Source organism: Actinoplanes regularis (assembly GCF_900188005.1).
In the GTDB taxonomy this organism is placed as follows: Bacteria; Actinomycetota; Actinomycetes; order Mycobacteriales; family Micromonosporaceae; genus Actinoplanes; species Actinoplanes regularis.
The window spans coordinates 104,067-123,375 of sequence record NZ_FZNR01000003.1 but is presented as its reverse complement, the minus strand read 5'-3'; the positions used below and the strand labels follow the sequence as shown (position 1 = coordinate 123,375).

Genomic DNA, 19,309 nt, shown 5'->3' with positions numbered 1-19,309 from the left:
GATGCTCCGTGATCCGCTGGTGCGCAACTCGCTCTTCCTCATCCTGACCACCGGGCTCGGTGCCGGTTCGGGCTTCTTCTTCTGGCTCATCGTGGCCCGCCTCTACCCGACCGCCGAGGTCGGCCAGGCGTCGTCGTTGTTGTCGAGCGTCGCCCTGCTCTCGTACTTCAGCCTCTTCGGGTTCAGCAGCGCCCTCGTCCGGTATCTGCCCACGAGCCGGAACCGCGCGGAGGACACGAGCACCGCGATCTCCTCGGTGTTCCTCTGCGGCATCCTCGTGTCGCTCAGCTTCGCGCTGATCGGGCCGATGTTCGCGGACGAGTTGGGCTTCGTCCGGTCGTCGTGGACCCACGTCCTGCTCTTCGTGCTGCTGGCGACGGGGGCCGCCGTCAACCTGCTCACCGACTCGATCTTCGTGGCCTGCCGGGCCACCAACTCGAACCTGCTCATCAACGGTGTGTTCATGAGCATCGCGAAGCTCGCGTTGCCCGCGCTCGCGGTGCCGTTCGGCGCGTTCGGCATCTTCGCGGCCAGCGGTATCGCCTCGGCCGTCGCCGCGGTCGCCAGCATCGTGGTGATCCGCCGGAGTCTGCGGATCCGGATCCGGCCACAGATCTCCTGGGCCGCCATCCAGGGCATGCTGAAGTACTCGCTCAGCAACTACCTCTCCGGCAGCCTGAACCTGATTCCGCAGATCGCGCTGCCGATCATCATCCTGCACCAGCTCGGCGCGGTCGTCGCCGCCGTGTACTTCGTCGCCTTCCAGATCTCCAACCTGGTGAGCTCCGCGTCGTACGCGATCGGTGAGTCGCTCTTCGCGGAAGGCTCGCACGAGAGCGGCAGCCTACGGGTCCTCGCGCTGCGCTCCGGCAAGCTGATGCTCGCCATCGTCGGTGCCGGCGTCGTGGTGGTGACCCTGCTCGCGAAGCCGATCCTGCAGCTCTTCGGCGCCGAGTACGCGGAGACCGGCACCACGACGCTGATCCTGTTCACCGTCTCGTCACTGGCCGTGGCGTTCAACACCTGGGCGAACTTCCTGCTCAAGGTGCGACGTCAGCTGCGCGCGATGGTGTACGCGAACGTCGTCTTCGTAGTGGTCATCCTGGGTGTCGCCCTCTACAAGGTGCCGGACGGGTTGAACTGGGCCGCCGCCGCATGGGGTATCGGCAATCTGCTTTCGGGTCTGGTCGCCGGTGCGGCGCTCCTTCCGCGGGGACGTCGCGGCAACGTACGGACGGCGGTCCAGCCATGAGGATTCTGCAAGTCGTCAACATCGGCTACGAGGCAGGCGGCGCTGAGCGAAGCGTTCGTCTGATCACCGACGGCCTGATCGAGCGCGGCCACGACGTCGAGGTCCTCGCCACCGATCTGCTCTCCGCCGGCCAGCGGGTCTTCGCACACCACCTGGTGCCGTCGATCCGGGGATCGGCGCCGCGGCGGTTCGTCCGGAAGCTCTGGTATCAGCAGGCCTACGACCGGGCCCGCGCCGTTCTCGACGACTTCGAACCGGACTGCGTGCACCTGCACACCATCGGCGAGTTGAGCCCGTCGGTGCTCGCGGCGACGGCACGCATCCCGCGGCTGCTCACCGTGCACGGGCCGGAGGACTGGACGCTGAACCTGCTCCGCTGGAACCTCGCGAGCGCCACCGGGCCGGGCGGCCTGTCCGTCGCCGATCGGGCACGGTACGCCTACCTGCGGTTCGTGCAGCGGCCCGCGTACCTTCCGAAGCTTCGCGGAATTGATCGGATCATCACGCCGAGCAGGTATTTCGCGGATGCCGTGACACCTGACGTCGGTGCCGAACGGACGTATGTCGTACCCAACGGCATCGAGCGGACCGCGCGGCCGACACCGATCCGGGACACCGCGAACCTCCTCTTCGTCGGCCGGCTGGAGCACGTCAAGGGCGTCGAGATCCTGCTGCGGGCCTTCCGTGAGATCACGAAGGAACACCCCCGGGCACGCCTCACGATCGTCGGCGACGGTACGGACCGGGAACGCCTCGAGACGGAGTTCGCCGACCTTCGCTCCGCCGGAACCGTCGTCTTCACCGGTTGGCTCTCGTCGGCGGCCGTCACCGAGCAGGTGTCGGCGGCCTCGGTGGTGGTGCTGCCGTCACTCTGGCCGGAGAACTTCCCGACGGTCGCCCTCGAGGCGATGCAGGCCGGACGTCCGATGGTGGCCTCGCGGGTCGGCGGCCTGCCCGAACTGGTCGCCGAGGACAACGGCGTCCTGGTACCGCCGGGCGACCCGGCCGCGCTCGCGACCGCCTTGAACGGGCTGCTCGGCCGTGCCGACCTGCTCAACAGGCTGGGAGCGGCCTCCGCCGCCCGCGCCGACCGGTACGACCGTGACCGTTTCCTCGATGCGCTCGAACAGCACTACCGGGAGGTCTGCGCGTGAACGTCCTGCTAGCGACGCCGTACTACCCGCCGAACCTCGGCGGAGTGCAGCAGTACGTGGCCAACCTCGCTCGCATGCTGCAAACCCGGCACGACTACCGGGTCGTCGTGGTGACCACGGCCGACCCCGGATCGCCGGCGAGCAAGCAGACCGACGCCGACGGAATCACCGTCTACCGCCTGCCGGTTCGCGGCCAGATCTCGCAGACACCGCTCGGCCTCGGCTGGGTCCGGGCGATCCGCCGGATCATCCGCGACGAGAAGATCGACCTCGTCAACGGGCACGGGCCGGTGCCGTTGTTCGCCGACGCCGCCCGGCAGGCGGCGGGGGACCTGCCGTTCGTGCTCACCTACCACGGTGGCCGGATGCGGAAGGGCCGGCTGGCGCCGGACACGATCTGCGCGGTGTACGAACACACCGTGCTGGCCGCGACGGCTCGGCGCGCGCAGCAGGTGATCTGCGGGTCGCGATACATAGTCGAGGAGTTCCCGGACCTGTTCGCCGGGCGGGCCGAGGTCATCGAGCCGGGTGCCGACATGCGGCGCTTCCGGCCCACCCCGGTCCCGGCCGAGCAGCGCATCGTCTTCGCGGCGTCGCTGGAACACACGACCGCCTACAAGGCCCTGCCGGACCTGCTGCGGGCGGTCGTGGCCCTGCCGACGGCACATCTGGAGGTCCTCGGCAGCGGCTCGGCACTGGGCGACTACCAAGAGCTCGCCGCTGAACTGGGAATCTCCGACCGGGTCACGTTCGCCGGGAAGCTCGGGGGCGAGGAGCTGGCGGCGGCGTACCGGCGGGGCCGGGTCTTCGTCCTGCCGACGCATTTCGACAGCTTCCCCACGGCCATCATCGAGGCCATGGCGAGCGGGCGTCCCGTCGTGTCCACCCGGGTCGGCTCCATTCCGGCGCTGGTGGCCGACGGTGTGTCCGGGTCTCTCGTCGAGGCCGGTGACATCGACGATCTGGCCGCGAAGATTCAGGTCCTGCTCAGCGACGACGAGCTCGCCGCCCGCTTCGGTGCGGCGGGTGCCGCTTTCGTGGCGGCCAATCTGACCTGGCAGCGGCAGGCCGAGCGGACCGTCGAGGTGTTCCAGCGGGCCCTGGACCGGCGACGGACGACCACCGTCGCGGTCGTCGCGCCGTACTATCCGCCCAAGGTCGGCGGGGTGGAGAACTACGCGGCGCGGGTGGCTCAGGCGACCGCTGCCGCGCCGGCGGCGCGCGCGGTCGTGCTCACCTCGAACACCACCGGGGTACGCACGAAGGTGGAGCTGGACGGTGACGTGCCGGTGATCCGGCTGGGCACCTGGGCGCGCCTGTCGAACACCCCGCTCAATCCGCTGTGGCCCTTCCTCGTCCGCCGTTGGCTGCACCGATTGAAGGTCGATGTCGTCAACGGGCATGCCCCGGTGCCTGGACTCGCCGACTTCGCCGTGTTCGCGGCCGGCCGGCGCCCGACGGTCCTCACCTATCACGCCGGGTCGATGCGCAAGGGAACCAAGGCCGACCTGCTGGTCGGCCTCTACGAGAAGCTCGCTCTGCCACGCCTCTTCGCACGCGCGAACGTCGTCGTGCCGGTTTCCCCGACGTCGCTGGCGTCCGGTGAGCGGCATGCCGTTGCGATCACCCCCGGCGTCGACATCACCCTGTTCACCCCGGGACCCGCGCCGTCCGAACGTCAGCCGACCGTGCTCTACGTCGGCCGGATCGATCGCACGTCCGCATGGAAGGGTCTCGATGTTCTTCTCCGGGCGATCGGCACGGTTCCCGGGGCGCGGCTCCGGGTGATCGGCGACGGAGACGCCACCGAGGACCACCGCCGGATCGCCGCCGAGCTCGGCATCGCCGACCGGGTCGACTTCGCGGGTGAACTCCGCGGATCCGACCTGGTCGCCGCGATGCAGCAGGCCGCGGTCCTGGTCCTGCCGTCGCTCACCCCGGCGGAGTCGTTCGGCATGGTCCTGATCGAGGCGATGGCCTGTGGCACACCGGTGATCGGATCCGCCGTCGGCGGGATCCCGCACGTCATCACCGATGAGGTCACCGGGCTGCTGGTCCCGCCCGGGGATCACGACGCCCTGGCGGCGGCGTGCCGCCGGGTGCTGAGCGACCCGCAGGTCGCTGATCGGCTCGGCCGCAGCGGTCGGGAGCAGGCCGTGAAGTGCTACGACTGGGCTCATCTCACCGACCGCTACCTCGGCATCTTCGAGGATCTGGCGCCCGCTCGCACGACGCCGGCCGGTCGGCCTTAGCCGGTCCGGGCTCCTGACTCGGAGCCCGACCGGCTTACGGGACGCCGGTCAGTCGGATTTGACCGGCTCGGGCTTCTGGCTCGGAGCCTGGATCGCCTGAATCGCGTTACGCAGGGCGTCGAACGCCGGCTTGGCCGTGCCGTCGGCGCGGCGCAGCCCGAAGAAGTTCGTCCGCTCCTCTTTGTTCGTGCTGAGATCGCGGTGCGAGTACCAGAACACGGCATCGATCAGCGGATCGGCCGCCGCCGTGGTCATGGTGTCCACCGCGATGGTCGCCTGCCGCTTCTCCGTGACGTGGGTGATGCCGTGCTGAGCAAGATCCACGCCGCCGTTCGCGGCCTTGCCCGGGCCACCGGTGGGCGCGCCGGTCTCGGTGATCCAGATGTGCAGTCGCTGAGCACCGTTGCGCTCGAGCACCTTTTGCAGACTCTCTTTACCGGAGTGGATCTTCTCCCAACCGGTGCGGAAGTCCGTTTCATCGCTCGGCAGGTACGGATACGTGTACGGATGGAAGGCCACCGCGTCCACATAGTCGGCCGCACCCAGCTTCAGAACCGAATCGAGAAACTCATATTCCGCGATTTTCGAGGTTCCGCGGGTTTTGTTCGAAGCCAGACCGCCCATGATGATCATGGCAGAGGGGTCGATCTCGCGGATCGCGGTGCTCGACGCCTTCAACAACTTCGTGTACGCGGCAGGGTTCGGTGCCGGCCTCCAGAAAAGGATGTTCGGCTCGTTCCAGATCTCCCAGGTATGAACGCCCATCGGCGCATATCGGTGCGCCGCCTCGCTGGCGAACTTCGTGAATTCCTTCGTGTTCTTCGGGGAGCACCGCAAGTCGTCGCAGCCCGCGGTGCGAGCCCAGGGCGGCGTGTAGGAGATGGTCGGGAGCACCTGGAGGTGGCGTTTCGTCGCCGCGCGCACGATCCTGTCGAAGCGGTCCCACCGGTACGAGTCACGCCCGTCGTACTGGATGTCCTGCCACGAAAGGTCGACACGGATCCATTTCGCGCCAACGGTGACGGCGTCGTCCAAAGCCTGTCCAAGGCGTTTATCGGACATCCAGACCAAAGTGTCACCATAGGCCAACCCGGCATTAATGGCACGACTGGCCTGAGCGGCAGTGTGAGCCGTCTTCTCGGTCGGCACGACCGAATTCTCCCCGCCTATGCAGAGAGTGAGGGCGAGCGAGGCCGCAATGGCCTTCCCGAGGTGCGGGGAAAGGGCACGGCGCCGAGGGGAAAACGTCACGCCGAACAACATAACCGCTAGGAGTAAGGCACGAAAAGTTCAGCCAGCACCGCCCGGTGATCGCTGCGCGGAAGATTGTGAATCGTGACCCGAAACACGCCGATCCGCCGGTCCACGAGTACGTGGTCGATCGTCACCAGCCGGGCGGGCTGAAGGGCGACCGGCCCCCAGGTCGGGATCAGCCCCTTACCCACGGTGTCGGCTGCGTCCCGGTACCCACGCCCGATCAGGCGGCGCAGTGGCTCGTGATCGAGCGTGGCGTTGAAGTCGCCGAGCAGCACCCGAGGTGGCCCGTTCGGCTCGGGAACCGGCTCGTTCGCCAGGTCAAGCCGCCAGCCGTCGATGGTGCCGAGGCTGTGCGGTGCGACCGGATGCGCCGATTCGACGAGCAGGGGGACGCCGGCGGGTGGGTGGATCGTTCCGTACGCCTGCTGGAAACCGCCGGCGTTCAGCCGTACTCCCGAATCGGTCATCGGAAACCGGGAGTAGAGCGCGGAGCCGGTGGTGTCCTCGAAACTCTTTGAAAGAGGATCCGCCACGGACGAGTACGGCAGCAGCACGTCCAGTCCCGCTTCGGTGAGCGCGGCCCGGCCCGCGAGCGTGAGTTCCTGCAGCGCCAGGACACCGACATCGTTCTCCCGGACCAGCCGGACCAGCGTCGCCGGATCGGCCGTGCCGGCCAGCGTATTGGCGGTGAGAACGTGCAGGGCGACACCGGTGCGCGGCCCGCGATCGGCGTCCGGCAGCGCACGCGGCACGACGCAGAGGAACAGCAGGAGCGCTGCCACGAACACGCAGGACGCCGCGGCGTAACGCCGCAGCCAGAAGGCCGCGCCGAGCAGAATCAAAGACCAGATTGCCGCGTACGGCGTGAAGGCGAACAGTGGGGCGAGCATCTCCAGCGTCCACCCGCCGGCCCGTAGCACCGCCCAGGCGAAGGTGGGCAGGACCGCAGCCCACAACAGCAGCGTCCGGGCCCGGCCGAATCGGGTGGTGGGGATCTTCATACCGCCGTTCGTCGCCGTCCACGAAGCCCGGGACACGCCAGCCGACTATACCCTCGCCCCTCCCGGTCAGCCGCCTTTGCGCTGCTCACAGCGGCATCCCAGCAGGGGTCAGTCGGACTCGATCCGCCGGACCACCCGGCTCCGCACCGTGGTGGTCGCCAGCTTCCCGAAAGCCTCGCGGAACTCCCCGCGGGGCTTGCCACAGGCGTCGATCGGGATGCCGGGACGGATCCAACGGCCGTCGCTGTCGAGCAGAACGAGCCAGGGCACCGCCGGCAGGTCATCGGTGCAGGCCGCTGCGGTGGCGGCCTCATCGGGCAGGCGCAGAGCGGGCAGCAGGGTCGTCAGATCATCGACGCGGGCTTCCTCGGCAACCATCTCCCAGCCGCCGCCCGGGCGTTCCCGCATGCTCATGCCGCAGACAACCGCCGCCACCGGCTGGAAGCCGTCGCCGAGACGCGGCAGCGTGAGTGCGTCCTGGGCGCCGCTGAACTGGTCCTCCGCCGAGGCCGGTGCCGTCGTGTCGCAGGACTCCCAGCGGTCGCGAACGACAGGGGCCGAGGGACCGCTGCGGGCCGGAGCGGGCACGCTGCCAGCGGTGTCGAGGGGTGCGGTGCAGCCGCCGGTGAGGACGGCGAGCAGAGCGACGGTCGTCGCGGTCGCTCGTGCGTGCATGTGGTTGCCCCTCCAGGTCGGCGGTCGGTCTCGGGCTGAGACGTAGCGGCGGCCTGGAAGGTTCCCACGACCCGGCCCCGGCGCTCCGCTGGCGTGCCTCTGTGGACCTTGACGCGCAGCTGATGACTCGCAGTTGCACCACTGGGCGAATCGTGGCTTTCACCGGCCCTGCTGGTTCGGCGCCGGCTGACCTGCATCATGATCGAAGACCGCAATTGGCACGGCCGCTTTGACGATCAGCACATACTGACGCCATGAACACCTACGGTAAGCCTGAATCACAGGTGTGGGCGGGTCTCCCCCAGACCGAGCACAGCGCGTTGACGCCGTTGGGCGAGATCGAACAGGCGACGAAGATCGCCGAGGGGATCAAGCAACCGCGGCACGGCTGGCGGAGAGCCGTAGTCGTCATCGGCCTCGTTCTACTGGCCCTCTGGGCCGTGGCCGCTGTCGTCGGCGGCATGCTGAGCGCCGCACAACAGTAAACCGGAAACAGCCTCGTCCCGATCCGCGACCGGATGCGCTCCGACCTCGCCCGGGCTACTCAGAAGACGACCCTCATCTGCGGGGACGCGGTCTTCAGTCAGTTCTTGAGCCCTCGGGTGGCGACGAACTCAAGGAAATCCGCAGCGACCGGTTCGTCGTCGCCGGCGTCGTGGAAGTGGAACCAGACCTGCTCGTGGCACTGTCCGTCAGCGACCGGGAATCCCCAGTGATCACCGGTGCCGACCGGCGCGATCGCGACAAAGCCGCGATCGGGAAACTCCCGCTCGTTCATGCTCCAGAGATCGTCGCCACCCTCCTCCGGTTCGGCGACGACCGGAAACAGCTCGACGGAGCCGAACATGCCTCCGCCGTAGCGCGTCATGAACGCCTTGTACTTCTCCGGGAGGATCACGCCCATCTGCCGTTCAACGCTCGCGAAGTCATCCGGCGTGGCAGTCCGTCCCTCGATGAGCGCGAAACCGTACTCGGCTTCCGCCGCCGCTGATTCCTGGCGCAAGGGTCCGGCCAGAGCGTCGAACTCCGGAAGCTCCATGGCCGCCAGCCTAGGCCACGGCAGGATCACGGCGGCTCCACCAATCCGGCTCCCGACCTGGGGAAACATCCCCAAGATCCATTGCACGTATTTTGCACGGCTGGCGACAAACGGCGGCTTTCGGAGGCGCGCGGCTGCATATCGCAGCACATCGATGATTTTCCGTCCGCCCAGTTCAAGGGGCGTTTCGGGTGATCGTTTGGGTGCCCCCGGCAGGAATCGAACCTGCGACCTGCGGTTTAGGAAACCGTTGCTCTATCCCCTGAGCTACGAGGGCGCGGTTGCTCATGCTACCTGACCACGGGCGACTACCAGCACCCGATAACACCCACCGCTGAGCAGGCGTATCCCAGGCGGGACGATCCGGCCGCCGGATCGCATCTGGAGCAGGCCGATCGCACGCTGGCAAGCCCGGTGGAAGCGGCGTTCGATCACCTCGGCGACCCGCGCGAGAGTGCAGCGTGCATGGTCCCAACCGTGCACGACCGACCACGTAGACACGCCGACAGACGTCGGTCTTCAACCGCTGTAGCAGATCTGCTGAACGGCCGCGTCCGACCAGGAGAGCCAGGTAGCGGCGTGCAGTCCCGATTCACGGAGGGCAGGCCCTGAGTAGCTGAGCTAAACATATGTTGGCAAGGGAGGTCTTGAGGTAGGTCAGGGCCTGAGGCCTGCCCGCTTGCTACGTCGCCACTTCGCATCGGAAGCAGCGGGCGGCGTTGGTACCGCTAAGTTCTACATGTCTCCTCGGGTAGGCCGCTTCAGCCATGCCATCTGGGTAGGTAGATATGGCGCGCTTCCAGAATTGTTGCGCCTGGTCAATCTGCCCCCGCGCATGGGAAACGTGCGCAATGCCTTCCAATGAGCGAGCCAGATAGCGTGGATAGCCATATAGACGAGCACGCTCTTCAGCTTGCTTAAACGTCGCCTCCGCGCGATCGATGTCGCCCGAGGAAGTCGCCGCCTCGCCCAAAGAGCACAGTGCTTCGCACTCCACCATGCTGAGGCCGAAGTCGCGAGAGATGTCCAACGCAGCCCTGCCCAACCCCACTGACCTGACGAAGTCTCCGAGCGACCGCCGCGCGGAGCATAGTCCGCTCAGAGCTAGCGCCTCGCCGAAACGAAAGCCTGCATCTTTGCTGATCTGCAGCGCTTCCTCAAATTTTTCCACGGCTTCATGGTGCTGACCTTTGAGATGAGACACCATGCCGATATTCCACGAAATATTGCACCGCATGTGCAAAGGTCCACCTGAGGAGTTCCAGACCAACGAGTTCTCTAACATCTCTATGGCCTGATCAAACTTCCCCCAATCGCGGTAGATGGTGCCCAGATTGTTGAATATCCTGGTACGTAAGTTTTCGTCAACCGCACTCGAATCGACACGCTGCGCAGAAAGGTACGCTTTTTCGGCCAAGGCCAGGCGATCATCGTTGAAATACAGGTTTCCTAGATCCACCAGTTGCAGGGCTTCTGCTTTCCGGTCGCCACCTTCCCGGCTCAGCGCGATTGCTTGCTTGAGATTCGCCTCGCCGTCAGGTTGAGACCGGCGTTCGCCGGCGATAACGGCTGAAGCGTGCAGGCAGGACGACTGACCTCGCAGGTCTCCGTCCATTCGAGCAGCCGACAACGCCTTGTCGAACATGTCGAGTGAGCCCTCTCCGTAGTTGGAAAGCTTAAGAAAGGGCACCAGCATGACGGGGAGCTTCCATGCGTGGCTGTTCCAACCATTTGCAGCCGCGAATTTAGAAACGGCTATAAGATTGTGATACTCAGTCCCGAGGACGCGAGTCGCCTCCTGATGGGAGTTGGCTTTCCGGAGGAATTTTGGGTGCTCGCAGCCGTATGGCGACATCAGATAAGCGCCCGAGTCTAGCCGCCTGCACCATTGATAGGCAGCGTGGACGTAGAAGTCCAGAAGTGCCCGCAATGAGTCTTGCTGCTCCATGTCATTCTCGACATCGGATAGCAACTGGCGCGAGCAGTCGCGGACAAGGTCATGAAAGAAATATCTGCCTGGTTTACCCTGTCTAAGTAGGTTGAATTCGAAGAGTACTTCCAGTCCCTGCTCGAGGTCCTCCAGCGAAAGACCGGTAAGGGCCGCCGCACTGTAGAGATCGAAATCGGACCCCGGATGCAAACTGAGCAGCCGGAAGATCCTCTGCTCCCGTGTTCTCAGGTAGCGATAGGACAACTTGAGTACGGCCATCACGTTTCGGTCGTCAACCTGCAGAAACTGAACACGCCGTGTGTGGCTGTCCAAGCGCTCCACGAGGTCGGCGACCGTCCAGCTAGTCCGGTCTCGCAACCGGGCCGCGGCGATCCGGATCGCAAGCGGCAGGCGTCCACACAGCTCCACAGCCTTGCCAACAATGCTCGAATCGTCAGCAAGCCTCTGATCTCCGACGATCTGAGCGAACAGGGCCATAGCATCCTCCCTGGACAATAGGTCCAAGGAGACAGGAACGGAGCCATCCAGCGCCCCAAGCCTCCGGCGGCTTGTCACGAGGACCAGGCTTGTCGGTGTTCCTGGGAGCAGTGGTCTCACCTGTACCGCATCAGTAGCGTTATCGAGAACGACCAAAGCCCGCTTCCCAGCTATTCGGGATCGCCAGGCGGCGCTGCGGTCCTCCAAGCTCGATGGAATGAGTTCCGGCGGCATCCCGCTTGCCCGGAGGAGCGTTCCAAGCGCCTGGTTTGGAGTGACCGGGTCTATCCCGAGGCTGTAACCGTGAAGATCGACAAAGTACTGACCGTCCGGGTAGTCGTCGGCGACGAGGTGAGCGAGATGGACCGCGAGCGTGGTCTTGCCGATTCCGCCCATGCCCTCGATCGCAGAGATCAAGAGCGCCGTCGTCCGGGCCTGTCGAACCTCGGCGAGGAGGCTGTCGACTTCTGCAGACCGGCCGGAGAAGTCTCTGATGTCGTGCGGTATAGAGCACCATGAGGATGCGGACGTCGCTATGTCCGCTTTCTGGGCCCTCGCCGCCGATCCCACGTCCAGCTTGCGGCCTCCCTCATCGGAGACCGCACCGCCAGCCTCGTACGTGCCATTGAGGATCTCTATCTGTAGCGAACTCAACCGTGGACTTGGATCAAGGCCGAGTTCGTCAGCGAGTTGACGTCTGCCTTCGTCGAAAACCGCGAGCGCCTCGGCCTGCCTACCGCTCCTGAACAATGCGGTCATCAAGCTGTATCGCAGCGACTCCCGGAGGGGGTGTTCGGCGACCAGGCTCTGCAGTTCGCCGACTACAGAGGCCGATTCGCCGGCTTTCAAGCGCACGGACATCAGTAGGTCAACGGCTACGAGCCGATCTTCATTGAGCGTCGTTGCCGCGTTGAGCACCGATGGGCTGTCTATGCCCGCAAACGCTTCTCCTCGCCATAACGCGAGCGCTGACGTGAGAAGCCGAATCGCGTCCGCGAGTTGCCCGTGCTCATCAGCACTCCTGGCCTCCTGGACTCGCGCATGGAACACATGAGAATCGATTGACTCTTTGTTGACCTTGAGCTGATACCCCACGCTATTCGTGACGATCGCACAGTCGACCGAAGCGGCGAGCAGAGTCCGACGGAGGTCGCCAACTGCATTGTGAATCTGCTGACGGGCCGATTGAGGCGGATCTTCCCACAGCTCATCCACCAGGCGATTGAGCGACGTTGCCAAGTTGGCGTCAAGCAGCAGGAGTGCGAGGAGCTTTCGTTGCCGCAATCCGCCGATTCTTATCTCCTTGCCGGAAGATAGAACCGTTAACGGACCCAGAATCGAAAATTCCGTCACTGCTCCCCCTGTTCACCGGAGCTGCGCCAAGTGACCAGCCCCATGCACGTCGTCACCCCGACCGGAGTCTGCCCAGCTCGCATGCAATATTCACTGAGGTCAACCCCGAGCTCGACATGATACCGGAACAACGTCATCGAGGAGTATCGACCCGATAGGGAAAAAGTAGCCACCTTGTGGAACAATGGCACCGACGCTAGCCGGCGACGTTCAGGCAACTTTCAGGAAGACGTTCAGGCAACTTTCAGGAAAAGGCTTGAACTGCGTCGAGCCACGTCGGACTTGCATCGCCCAGCACAACGAATGAGGAGTTTGCGTCATGAAGCGGTCCATTCTCGTAGGCATGCTCGCTTCCGCGGTGATCGCTGCTGTAGCGCTGCTTGTCGGCCAGCTAGATCCCGATAACGGTGCCGACCGCAATCCTTCGGTGACAGCCGCTGTAGTCCCGGCCGTAGGATAGCGAGATAACACTCACGCCGAGCCGTTAGACGTGTCAGTCAACCCCGAAGAAGAGGAGGAGGAGGACGAGTCCGCTGCGCGAGGGACTCACTCCTTCAGGGTGACAGCGACCATACTGCTGTCGAGCCTGCTCATTTCCGTGGCGACCCAAATTTGCCCAGACTTATTTTCCGGTTCTGGGCGCCTAAACGCTTATGCCACGCTATGGCCGCAGAGCGGGAGATTCTTTACCGGCTTAACCGAGCAGGATTCGATCGCCATTTACAAGCTGGCAGGGGGCGATTGGGACCTTCGTAGAGCGTCACGCCCCGCGGAAGATGAACGGTTTTTGGGCCTGAACCGAATTGCCAACAACGAGTTCCTTCTCGGTTCTTTTCTCGCCGACAGAGTTCCTGATGCCTTCTGGCGAACATGCCAGAAGAAAGAACTAATCGACTGCTCGACTGATCTAGATCCACCGGCAGTTTTCGAGGTCCGAGGACTTTCCATTCCGAACACCTGGTGCGGTGCAGCGGTGATCGTACGTGCACGTCCACCGGAGCATGTTGTCCGAAAGATCGCTTTGGTGGACTTGGCATGCGCAGGCTGATCAACGCAATCGTTCGGATGACGCGCCTACCGGCGGACTTCGATCCCAGAGGCCGGCCACTCGCATTCGGACGAAGCCTGATCGCCGTTGCGGAACTGTCAGCAATTGTGTTCACGCCCAACGACCTGCTCTTCATGGACGCGACCATGTCCCGGAACGGAGCTCGTTGCAGCGGCATCCATGCCGCCGGCCTGTGGTGCATAACTGGAATCAGCAACGATGCATTGACGATCGGCCGGCTCCTGGCCATCGGGACTCTATGCTTGGTGGCCTCAGGGTTTAGACCGCAATGGACCTGCATCCCTCATTGGTATGTGACGTTCAGTTTCACGTCGAGCATCGTGCCATATGATGGCGGAGACAGGGTCGCGCAAGTAGTGACCATGCTGTTGGTACTCATATGCCTCGGTGACACCCGGCGATGGCATTGGACACCTCCGGTCCGCCCGCTAACACCTCGGTGGCAAGGAATCTCTTTCGCCGTACTGGCGACGCTACGTGTGCAAATAGTCGCGATCTACCTTATCGCAATAATTTCCAAGCTCAGGGATCAAGCATGGCAGGATGGCAGCGCCTTACGCATCCTGGCAGCTAACCCCTCTTTTGGTCCGCACCCCCTGATTGGCAAGGCGATGCAGACCGCTCTGAGTTGGCCCTGGTTTTCGCCGATGTTGACGTGGTCTGTTATCACGCTTCAGGGTGCGATTGTCATTCTTATCTGCTCGGGCCGTCGAGCGCGATCGATTGCACTTGCTCTGGGCGTAATATTCCATATCGGAATCGTCGTAATTCTCCGGCTCCCGAGCTTTGGCCTCGTGATGATCGGCCTTCTTCTCATCGTCTGTGTATCGCAGAAGGTCGGGGCGATATCTCCACGGACAATGCGGCGCGGCCTGGCTGAGAAGAAGAAAACGACCACCAGCCCATGACAATATGAGGCATTTCGACAAAGTCAATCCGACTACCCTAAGGCATTTCCAGCGAATAAGTTCGGCGACATCGGACTCAGGGGCGCGAGAACCTTCCGCCCACAGCTTATATTCACGGTTCTAGTTCTCCGGAAGAAGGATTGTTAGGATGCGAACATGTTCGAGGTGAATCGCGTGACCGCCCGATCGTCGTCGCTTGATGCTGCACATTGGCAGCGTCGGTTAGATGTTCTTGCCGAGAACCATGGCGTAGCTGGCGCGGTGTTGGGAATTCTGCATGGTGACGACATGATGTCTGCCGCGTTCGGCGTGACGAACATGCGAACCGGCGCTCCTGTCCAAACCGACACGGTTTTTCAGATCGGCTCGATCACCAAGGTCTATTCGGCCACGGCCGCGCTGCGCCTGGTCGCCGATGGAGTCCTCGACCTGGACAAGCCGATCTCGACATGGCTCCCGACGCTCCGCTTGGCGGACGACGCGGCCCACCGGGTTACCTTGCGGCATCTGCTGACGCATACGAGCGGTATCGCCGGTGACGTGTTCACCGACACCGGTCGAGGTGACGACTGCCTTGAACGCTACGTCGACGGTTTGGCCTCCGTCCCGCAACTCTTGCCACCCGGGACCGGCTTCTCGTACTGCAACTCCGGCTTTTCCCTGGTGGGCAGGGTGATCGAGCAGGTCACCGGCAAGGTTTGGGACAGAGCGATGCACGACCTCCTGTTTGCGCCACTCGGCCTCGACACCACGATGACGCTCCCAGAGGAAGCACTGCTGCATAGCGCAGCCATGGGACATGAACATCAGGCAGACGGAACACTCCAGCCAGCGGCCCGATGGGGACTGCCTCGATCCAACGGTCCGGCCGGCGGGATCGTCTGCACCGCACGTGATGTCCTCGCGTTCAGTCGCTTCCATCTCAATGACGGACGCGTCCCGGACGGCAACACGCTTCTACCCCGTGCGCTCGTTCGGGATATGCGGTCCACGCAGATCGAGCTGCCCTTTTACGACGGTGACAACAATGCCCTTGGCCTGGCCTGGTTCCGGCAGACCTGGGACGGACAGTCGCTCATCGGCCATGACGGCTACACCGTAGGCCAGAATGCTTTCCTTCGCCTACTGCCGTCGCACCAGCTCGCCGTGGTACTGCTGGCCAACGGTGGACCGGCCCCTGACCTGTACCGCGCGTTGTATAGCGAGATCTTCGCCGAACTCGCAGGGGTCGCTATGCCTTCGCCTCTGCATCCACCTCAGGGCTCGTCCGGCTTCGACACGGGGCACCATGTGGGCACCTACCTGGGATACAACCATGAACACGAGGTCCTGGATGACGACGGCGTGCCATCTCTGCGGTGGGCTGCCACCGGCTCCCTCGTCGACGTCATGCCGACCACCGAAGGCGAATACGAAGCGATCGCGGCCGGTGGTGACTTGCTGCTCTATCGCGAGCCCGGCCAGCGTCGCTGGCGGCCAGCCACGTTCGTGCAACTGCCTGACGGGCGTTCTGGTCTCTACATCGGTCTACGGGCCTACATTCGGGCGAGCTGACGCCACCGCAACGGCACTCGTGACTGCCTAACACGATCGCTGACCGGTTCAGTTGACGTGTCGACAGGCCGGCAGATCAAGACGCACACGAGGCTGACAAGCCGTCGTGGATGTCGAGGCGTCGCACCCGGCCCACAACATAGGCGGACTGGGCGGTCAGGAGATCGACGAAGGCGAGACTCCAGGTAGGACACCAATCGGCCAAGACCAGATGCCCCTACCGGGAGCCTCGCCTGTGTTGTCTCAGGCGTCCATGATCTCGTTGCTCGGCCGGACCCGATGGTCGATTGCTCGAGCAGATCCCGCCGGCCTCGTGCGTGAAGGGACTCGGCGCCGTGCCGCAGGTCGTGCAGCCGCACCGGCAGTAGGTCGGTTCGCTCGGTCAGTTTCCGGAACAGGTGGCGGCGTCGCGTTCTCGGGTACTGAGCAGGGGCTGAGCCGCGGTTGATGGGAAGTCCCGGCCGAACCCGGAGGGCGTCGGTATCGGACGAGGAGCCGCTCGATAGCGCACACCGGCAGACTTCTTCTCGTCGAAAACGAGGCGGCTGTTTCAGTGAAGTTGGCTTGCTCGTCGAGTCACCCACCGCAGCCATGGTCGGACCCGGGGGACTGCAACTTTGAACCAGGTTGATGCGATGTCGATATCGGCTCTCGCCGAAGACCCGATGCCCACGTCCAGCGGTGTCACGATCGACGCCCGCCCCGCAGGGCGGGGGCCCTGGGTTGTTCCGCTGGCCAGCCTCTCGCTCGGGCGGTCTCCACGGCAGGACGGAACAGACGAGGAGCATGTCGCGCGCCTCGCGGAGGTTGACGCCGAATTCCCGCCGATTCTCGTGGATCGGCGGACGATGGAAGTGATCGACGGCGCCCATCGATTCATGGCTGCGGTGCTCAACGGGGAAGAATCCATCAGCGTCGAGTTCTTCGACGGAACTGCCGACGACGCGTTCCTCTGCGCCGTTGAGGCAAATGTGAAGCATGGTCTCCCTCTGTCGCGAGCGGACCGGCGCGCCGCTGCGGCACGCATCATCGTGTCGCACACCGAGATGTCCGATCGCGCGATCGCCGAGGTCGTCGGCATGGCGGCCAAGACCGTCGCAGAGATACGGCACATGACCCAGGACGTATCGTTGCTGCCGACCGCTCGGGTGGGGCGAGATGGCAGAATCCGGCCGCTGAGCACGGTGGAAGGTCGGCTCAAGGCCGCAAAGATTTTGGCGGACCAACCGCAGTCATCGCTGCGAGAGGTGGCCAAGAATTCTGGGATATCGCCGAGCACGGTGGCCGATGTGCGCCGCCGCCTGGCGCGAGGCGAGGATCCGATACGGGAAGGGCTCTCGTCCGACGAGAGCCGCCGACCGGACGCCCGTTTTTCGTCGGCCCGACGCCGCGGGGAGTCACGCCCGCTGCGGGCCTCGCTGTCGGCCGTGGCGGATCCGGCCAGCATCGTCACCAAGCTCGCCGATGATCCCTCGCTGCGCTACAAGCAGGCCGGACGCCAGCTTCTGCGATTGCTGCAGGCCAATGCGTCAAGCCTGCTGGAATCGGCCTCGCTCGCCTCGGCGGTCCCTTCATACAGTGCGCCCATCATGGTGCAACTCGCGCGGCGGTACGCGCAGTGGTGGGACGACTTCGCTCAGGAACTGGAAGGGTCCGCCCGTCTCATGCCCGAAAGCAGAGCGAGGGAGGCGTAGATCTCCGATGTCCCACATCGGCCGGCGAAATCAGACTGACTCCGACATTAAATAGGGAATGGGCGCAAACCGATGACTGAACGGTCCGATATCCTGCATGCAGCGATATCTTCGGAGGGGAACTCCCATCTCCGTCAGCAGGATGCCGGTTTCCTGATCCGCGGCAAACACGTTCTGACATCATCCGAACCCGAGATGATCTCGGATGGCGCCGTGCGCGTAGTGGGCGACACGATCGCAGACGTCGGGTCATTCGCCGATCTCTCCGCCAGGTTTCCTTCCTCCGTCGTTCTCGGCGGGCCGAACGATATCGTCACTCCTGGATTCATCAACACTCACGGACACTTCTCCGAAGCCCTCGTGACGGGAATCGCGGAGAACTACGCTCTCAGTGACTGGCTTCGGGTCCTGATCGACGCTGTCGCCCCCCACCTCGACCGGGAAAGCGCCTTCATCGGTACGCTGCTCGGCGGCATTCAGATGCTGAGGACCGGGATCACGCTGACAAACGACATGTTCGTCTGCGACCCGGGGACGACTCCAGTAACGCCTGGAGTCGTCGATGGCCTGGAGGCGCTGGGGCTGAAGGGCATCGTCTCCTATGGTGCGAGCGATCGCCGGCCAGGGACTTCGGTAGAGGAAGCGTTCGCCGAGCATGCCGCGCTACGTGAGGCCGCGGCCAGCAGCACGCTGTCCCGGTTCCGCGTCGGGATCGCGACCGTAGCGGCCCAAAGTCCGTCGATGTTCGCCCGGTCAGTTGAATTCGCATCGTCGCTTGCGGACGGAGTACACATCCACCTCCACGAGTCACGCGAGGAGATCGAGTTCATTCGGCAGTCTCGGCACATGAGTCCAATTGCGTACTGCGCGCAGAACGGGCTGTTCGCTTCGCCGACACTCGCCGCACACTGCGTCTGGCTCACGGACGCCGACGTCCGCCTCCTGGCATCACACGGCGTCGGCGTGGCGTACAACCCGGTATCGAACATGATCCTTGCATCGGGGGTGTGCCCGGTCTCGCGGCTGCGCGGCAGTCGGATCAAGGTCGGGTTCGGCGTCGACGGCCCGGCCAGCAACGATCGTCAGGACATGCTGGAAGCGATCAAGACCGGCGTTCTCCTCCAACGACTGGATCAGCTCAACCCCACAGCACTGAGCGCGCGTGCAGCCCTCCGCATGGCGACCATCGAAGGCGCCGCCGCGTTGCACCTCGACACCGCGGTCGGCTCGCTGGAACCCGGAAAGGCCGCCGACCTGGTTGTCTTCAACGGCGATTCGCCAGCCCTCGCCAATGTCCACGACCCCTTCCAGGCAATCGTCTACTGTGCGGGACCTCGCGAGGTAAAAGATGTCTGGGTGGCAGGACAGCGACGGATCGCCGACGGCGAACTGCTGGGCGTTGACGTGCCAGCCGTGGTGCGCGAATCGCGCCGGCTGGCCCAATGCCTAGCTCAGCGGGCAGGTCTCGGGGCACTGTCGATGCTCGCGACATCGGGCTAAGAGGGCAGCTTCGGCGAAGCCCTCTTAGCCAAGGGCGAGTTGGGACGCCTCTGGGGTTGCCGGCGTTGTTCGCGTTCGACGGCGGTGACAACCCAATCCAGCTGACCGTCGAGGACGACCGCGTGTTCTACGCCCAGGCACCACAACGGCTGCCCGGCGGCCTTACCAACGCT

The 19,309-nt window shown here is 64.4% G+C and carries 14 protein-coding genes and 1 tRNA gene; 9 read left to right on the top strand and 6 right to left on the bottom strand.

The window, feature by feature from the left end; genetic code table 11:
* Position 1 precedes the first annotated feature (1 nt).
* The 3 genes from CHC09_RS10055 to CHC09_RS10045 are packed head-to-tail and all read left to right on the top strand — an operon-like array spanning position 2 to position 4,658.
* On the top strand, positions 2-1,252 hold the full coding sequence (locus tag CHC09_RS10055; RefSeq protein ID WP_218827163.1) for a lipopolysaccharide biosynthesis protein: 1,251 nt from the start codon (positions 2-4) through the stop codon (positions 1,250-1,252).
* Positions 1,249-2,406: a glycosyltransferase family 4 protein gene (locus CHC09_RS10050; RefSeq protein WP_179277024.1), complete on the top strand. Its 1,158-nt coding sequence runs from the start codon at positions 1,249-1,251 to the stop codon at positions 2,404-2,406. The genes CHC09_RS10055 and CHC09_RS10050 overlap by 4 nt, the downstream gene beginning before the upstream one ends.
* Positions 2,403-4,658, top strand: a complete 2,256-nt coding sequence (locus CHC09_RS10045) for a glycosyltransferase family 4 protein (protein ID WP_089292769.1) — start codon at positions 2,403-2,405, stop codon at positions 4,656-4,658. The genes CHC09_RS10050 and CHC09_RS10045 overlap by 4 nt, the downstream gene beginning before the upstream one ends.
* Positions 4,659-4,706: 48 nt before the next feature.
* On the opposite strand, the gene CHC09_RS10040 is transcribed toward CHC09_RS10045, so the two are convergent.
* The 3 genes from CHC09_RS10040 to CHC09_RS10030 form a co-directional block, all read right to left on the bottom strand.
* Positions 4,707-5,807 (bottom strand): cellulase family glycosylhydrolase, encoded by a 1,101-nt coding sequence (locus tag CHC09_RS10040; RefSeq protein WP_179277023.1) that lies wholly within the window; start codon positions 5,805-5,807, stop codon positions 4,707-4,709.
* Positions 5,808-5,926: 119 nt separating this feature from the next.
* Positions 5,927-6,952, bottom strand: a complete 1,026-nt coding sequence (locus CHC09_RS10035) for an endonuclease/exonuclease/phosphatase family protein (RefSeq protein WP_239138332.1) — start codon at positions 6,950-6,952, stop codon at positions 5,927-5,929.
* Between the two features lie 72 nt (positions 6,953-7,024).
* The gene (locus CHC09_RS10030; RefSeq protein WP_089292766.1) at positions 7,025-7,591 is read right to left on the bottom strand and encodes a hypothetical protein; all 567 of its coding nucleotides are present in this window, start codon (positions 7,589-7,591) and stop codon (positions 7,025-7,027) included.
* A 254-nt stretch (positions 7,592-7,845) separates the two neighbouring features.
* Between CHC09_RS10030 and CHC09_RS10025 the strand changes: the two genes are divergently transcribed.
* Positions 7,846-8,076: a hypothetical protein gene (locus CHC09_RS10025; protein WP_143232277.1), complete on the top strand. Its 231-nt coding sequence runs from the start codon at positions 7,846-7,848 to the stop codon at positions 8,074-8,076.
* A 98-nt stretch (positions 8,077-8,174) separates the two neighbouring features.
* On the opposite strand, the gene CHC09_RS10020 is transcribed toward CHC09_RS10025, so the two are convergent.
* The 3 genes from CHC09_RS10020 to CHC09_RS10010 all read right to left on the bottom strand — a co-directional run bounded on the left by CHC09_RS10020 (position 8,175) and on the right by CHC09_RS10010 (position 12,411).
* Positions 8,175-8,630: an SMI1/KNR4 family protein gene (locus CHC09_RS10020; RefSeq protein ID WP_179277022.1), complete on the bottom strand. Its 456-nt coding sequence runs from the start codon at positions 8,628-8,630 to the stop codon at positions 8,175-8,177.
* 204 nt (positions 8,631-8,834) lie between these two features.
* Positions 8,835-8,907: transfer RNA gene (locus CHC09_RS10015), tRNA-Arg, on the bottom strand.
* Positions 8,908-9,312: 405 nt separating this feature from the next.
* Positions 9,313-12,411, bottom strand: a complete 3,099-nt coding sequence (locus CHC09_RS10010; RefSeq protein WP_089292763.1) for an AfsR/SARP family transcriptional regulator — start codon at positions 12,409-12,411, stop codon at positions 9,313-9,315.
* 490 nt (positions 12,412-12,901) lie between these two features.
* Here CHC09_RS10010 and CHC09_RS45040 point away from each other — a divergent pair, with 490 nt between their 5' ends.
* The 5 genes from CHC09_RS45040 to CHC09_RS09995 all read left to right on the top strand — a co-directional run bounded on the left by CHC09_RS45040 (position 12,902) and on the right by CHC09_RS09995 (position 19,136).
* Positions 12,902-13,459, top strand: coding sequence for a hypothetical protein (locus CHC09_RS45040; protein WP_143232275.1), 558 nt, complete (start codon positions 12,902-12,904; stop codon positions 13,457-13,459).
* Positions 13,447-14,388: a sporulation-delaying protein SdpB family protein gene (locus CHC09_RS45035; RefSeq protein ID WP_143232274.1), complete on the top strand. Its 942-nt coding sequence runs from the start codon at positions 13,447-13,449 to the stop codon at positions 14,386-14,388. Before CHC09_RS45040 ends, CHC09_RS45035 begins: the two co-directional genes overlap by 13 nt.
* A gap of 156 nt (positions 14,389-14,544) precedes the next feature.
* The gene (locus CHC09_RS10005) at positions 14,545-15,942 is read left to right on the top strand and encodes a serine hydrolase domain-containing protein (RefSeq protein WP_089292762.1); all 1,398 of its coding nucleotides are present in this window, start codon (positions 14,545-14,547) and stop codon (positions 15,940-15,942) included.
* A 617-nt stretch (positions 15,943-16,559) separates the two neighbouring features.
* A complete protein-coding gene (locus CHC09_RS10000; RefSeq protein WP_203833136.1) occupies positions 16,560-17,636 on the top strand; it encodes a ParB/RepB/Spo0J family partition protein in 1,077 nt (358 codons plus the stop codon).
* 72 nt (positions 17,637-17,708) lie between these two features.
* Positions 17,709-19,136 (top strand): amidohydrolase family protein, encoded by a 1,428-nt coding sequence (locus CHC09_RS09995; RefSeq protein ID WP_089292761.1) that lies wholly within the window; start codon positions 17,709-17,711, stop codon positions 19,134-19,136.
* The last annotated feature ends 173 nt before the right edge of the window (positions 19,137-19,309 follow it).

Coding starts and splice junctions, on each gene's coding strand:
- CHC09_RS10055 (WP_218827163.1), top strand. CDS start 2: ATGCTCCGTGATCCGCTGGTGCGCAACTCGCTCTTCCTCATCCTGACC.
- CHC09_RS10050 (WP_179277024.1), top strand. CDS start 1,249: ATGAGGATTCTGCAAGTCGTCAACATCGGCTACGAGGCAGGCGGCGCT.
- CHC09_RS10030 (WP_089292766.1), bottom strand. CDS start 7,591: ATGCACGCACGAGCGACCGCGACGACCGTCGCTCTGCTCGCCGTCCTC.
- CHC09_RS10025 (WP_143232277.1), top strand. CDS start 7,846: ATGAACACCTACGGTAAGCCTGAATCACAGGTGTGGGCGGGTCTCCCC.
- CHC09_RS10020 (WP_179277022.1), bottom strand. CDS start 8,630: ATGGAGCTTCCGGAGTTCGACGCTCTGGCCGGACCCTTGCGCCAGGAA.
- CHC09_RS45035 (WP_143232274.1), top strand. CDS start 13,447: ATGCGCAGGCTGATCAACGCAATCGTTCGGATGACGCGCCTACCGGCG.
- CHC09_RS10005 (WP_089292762.1), top strand. CDS start 14,545: ATGTTCGAGGTGAATCGCGTGACCGCCCGATCGTCGTCGCTTGATGCT.
- CHC09_RS09995 (WP_089292761.1), top strand. CDS start 17,709: ATGACTGAACGGTCCGATATCCTGCATGCAGCGATATCTTCGGAGGGG.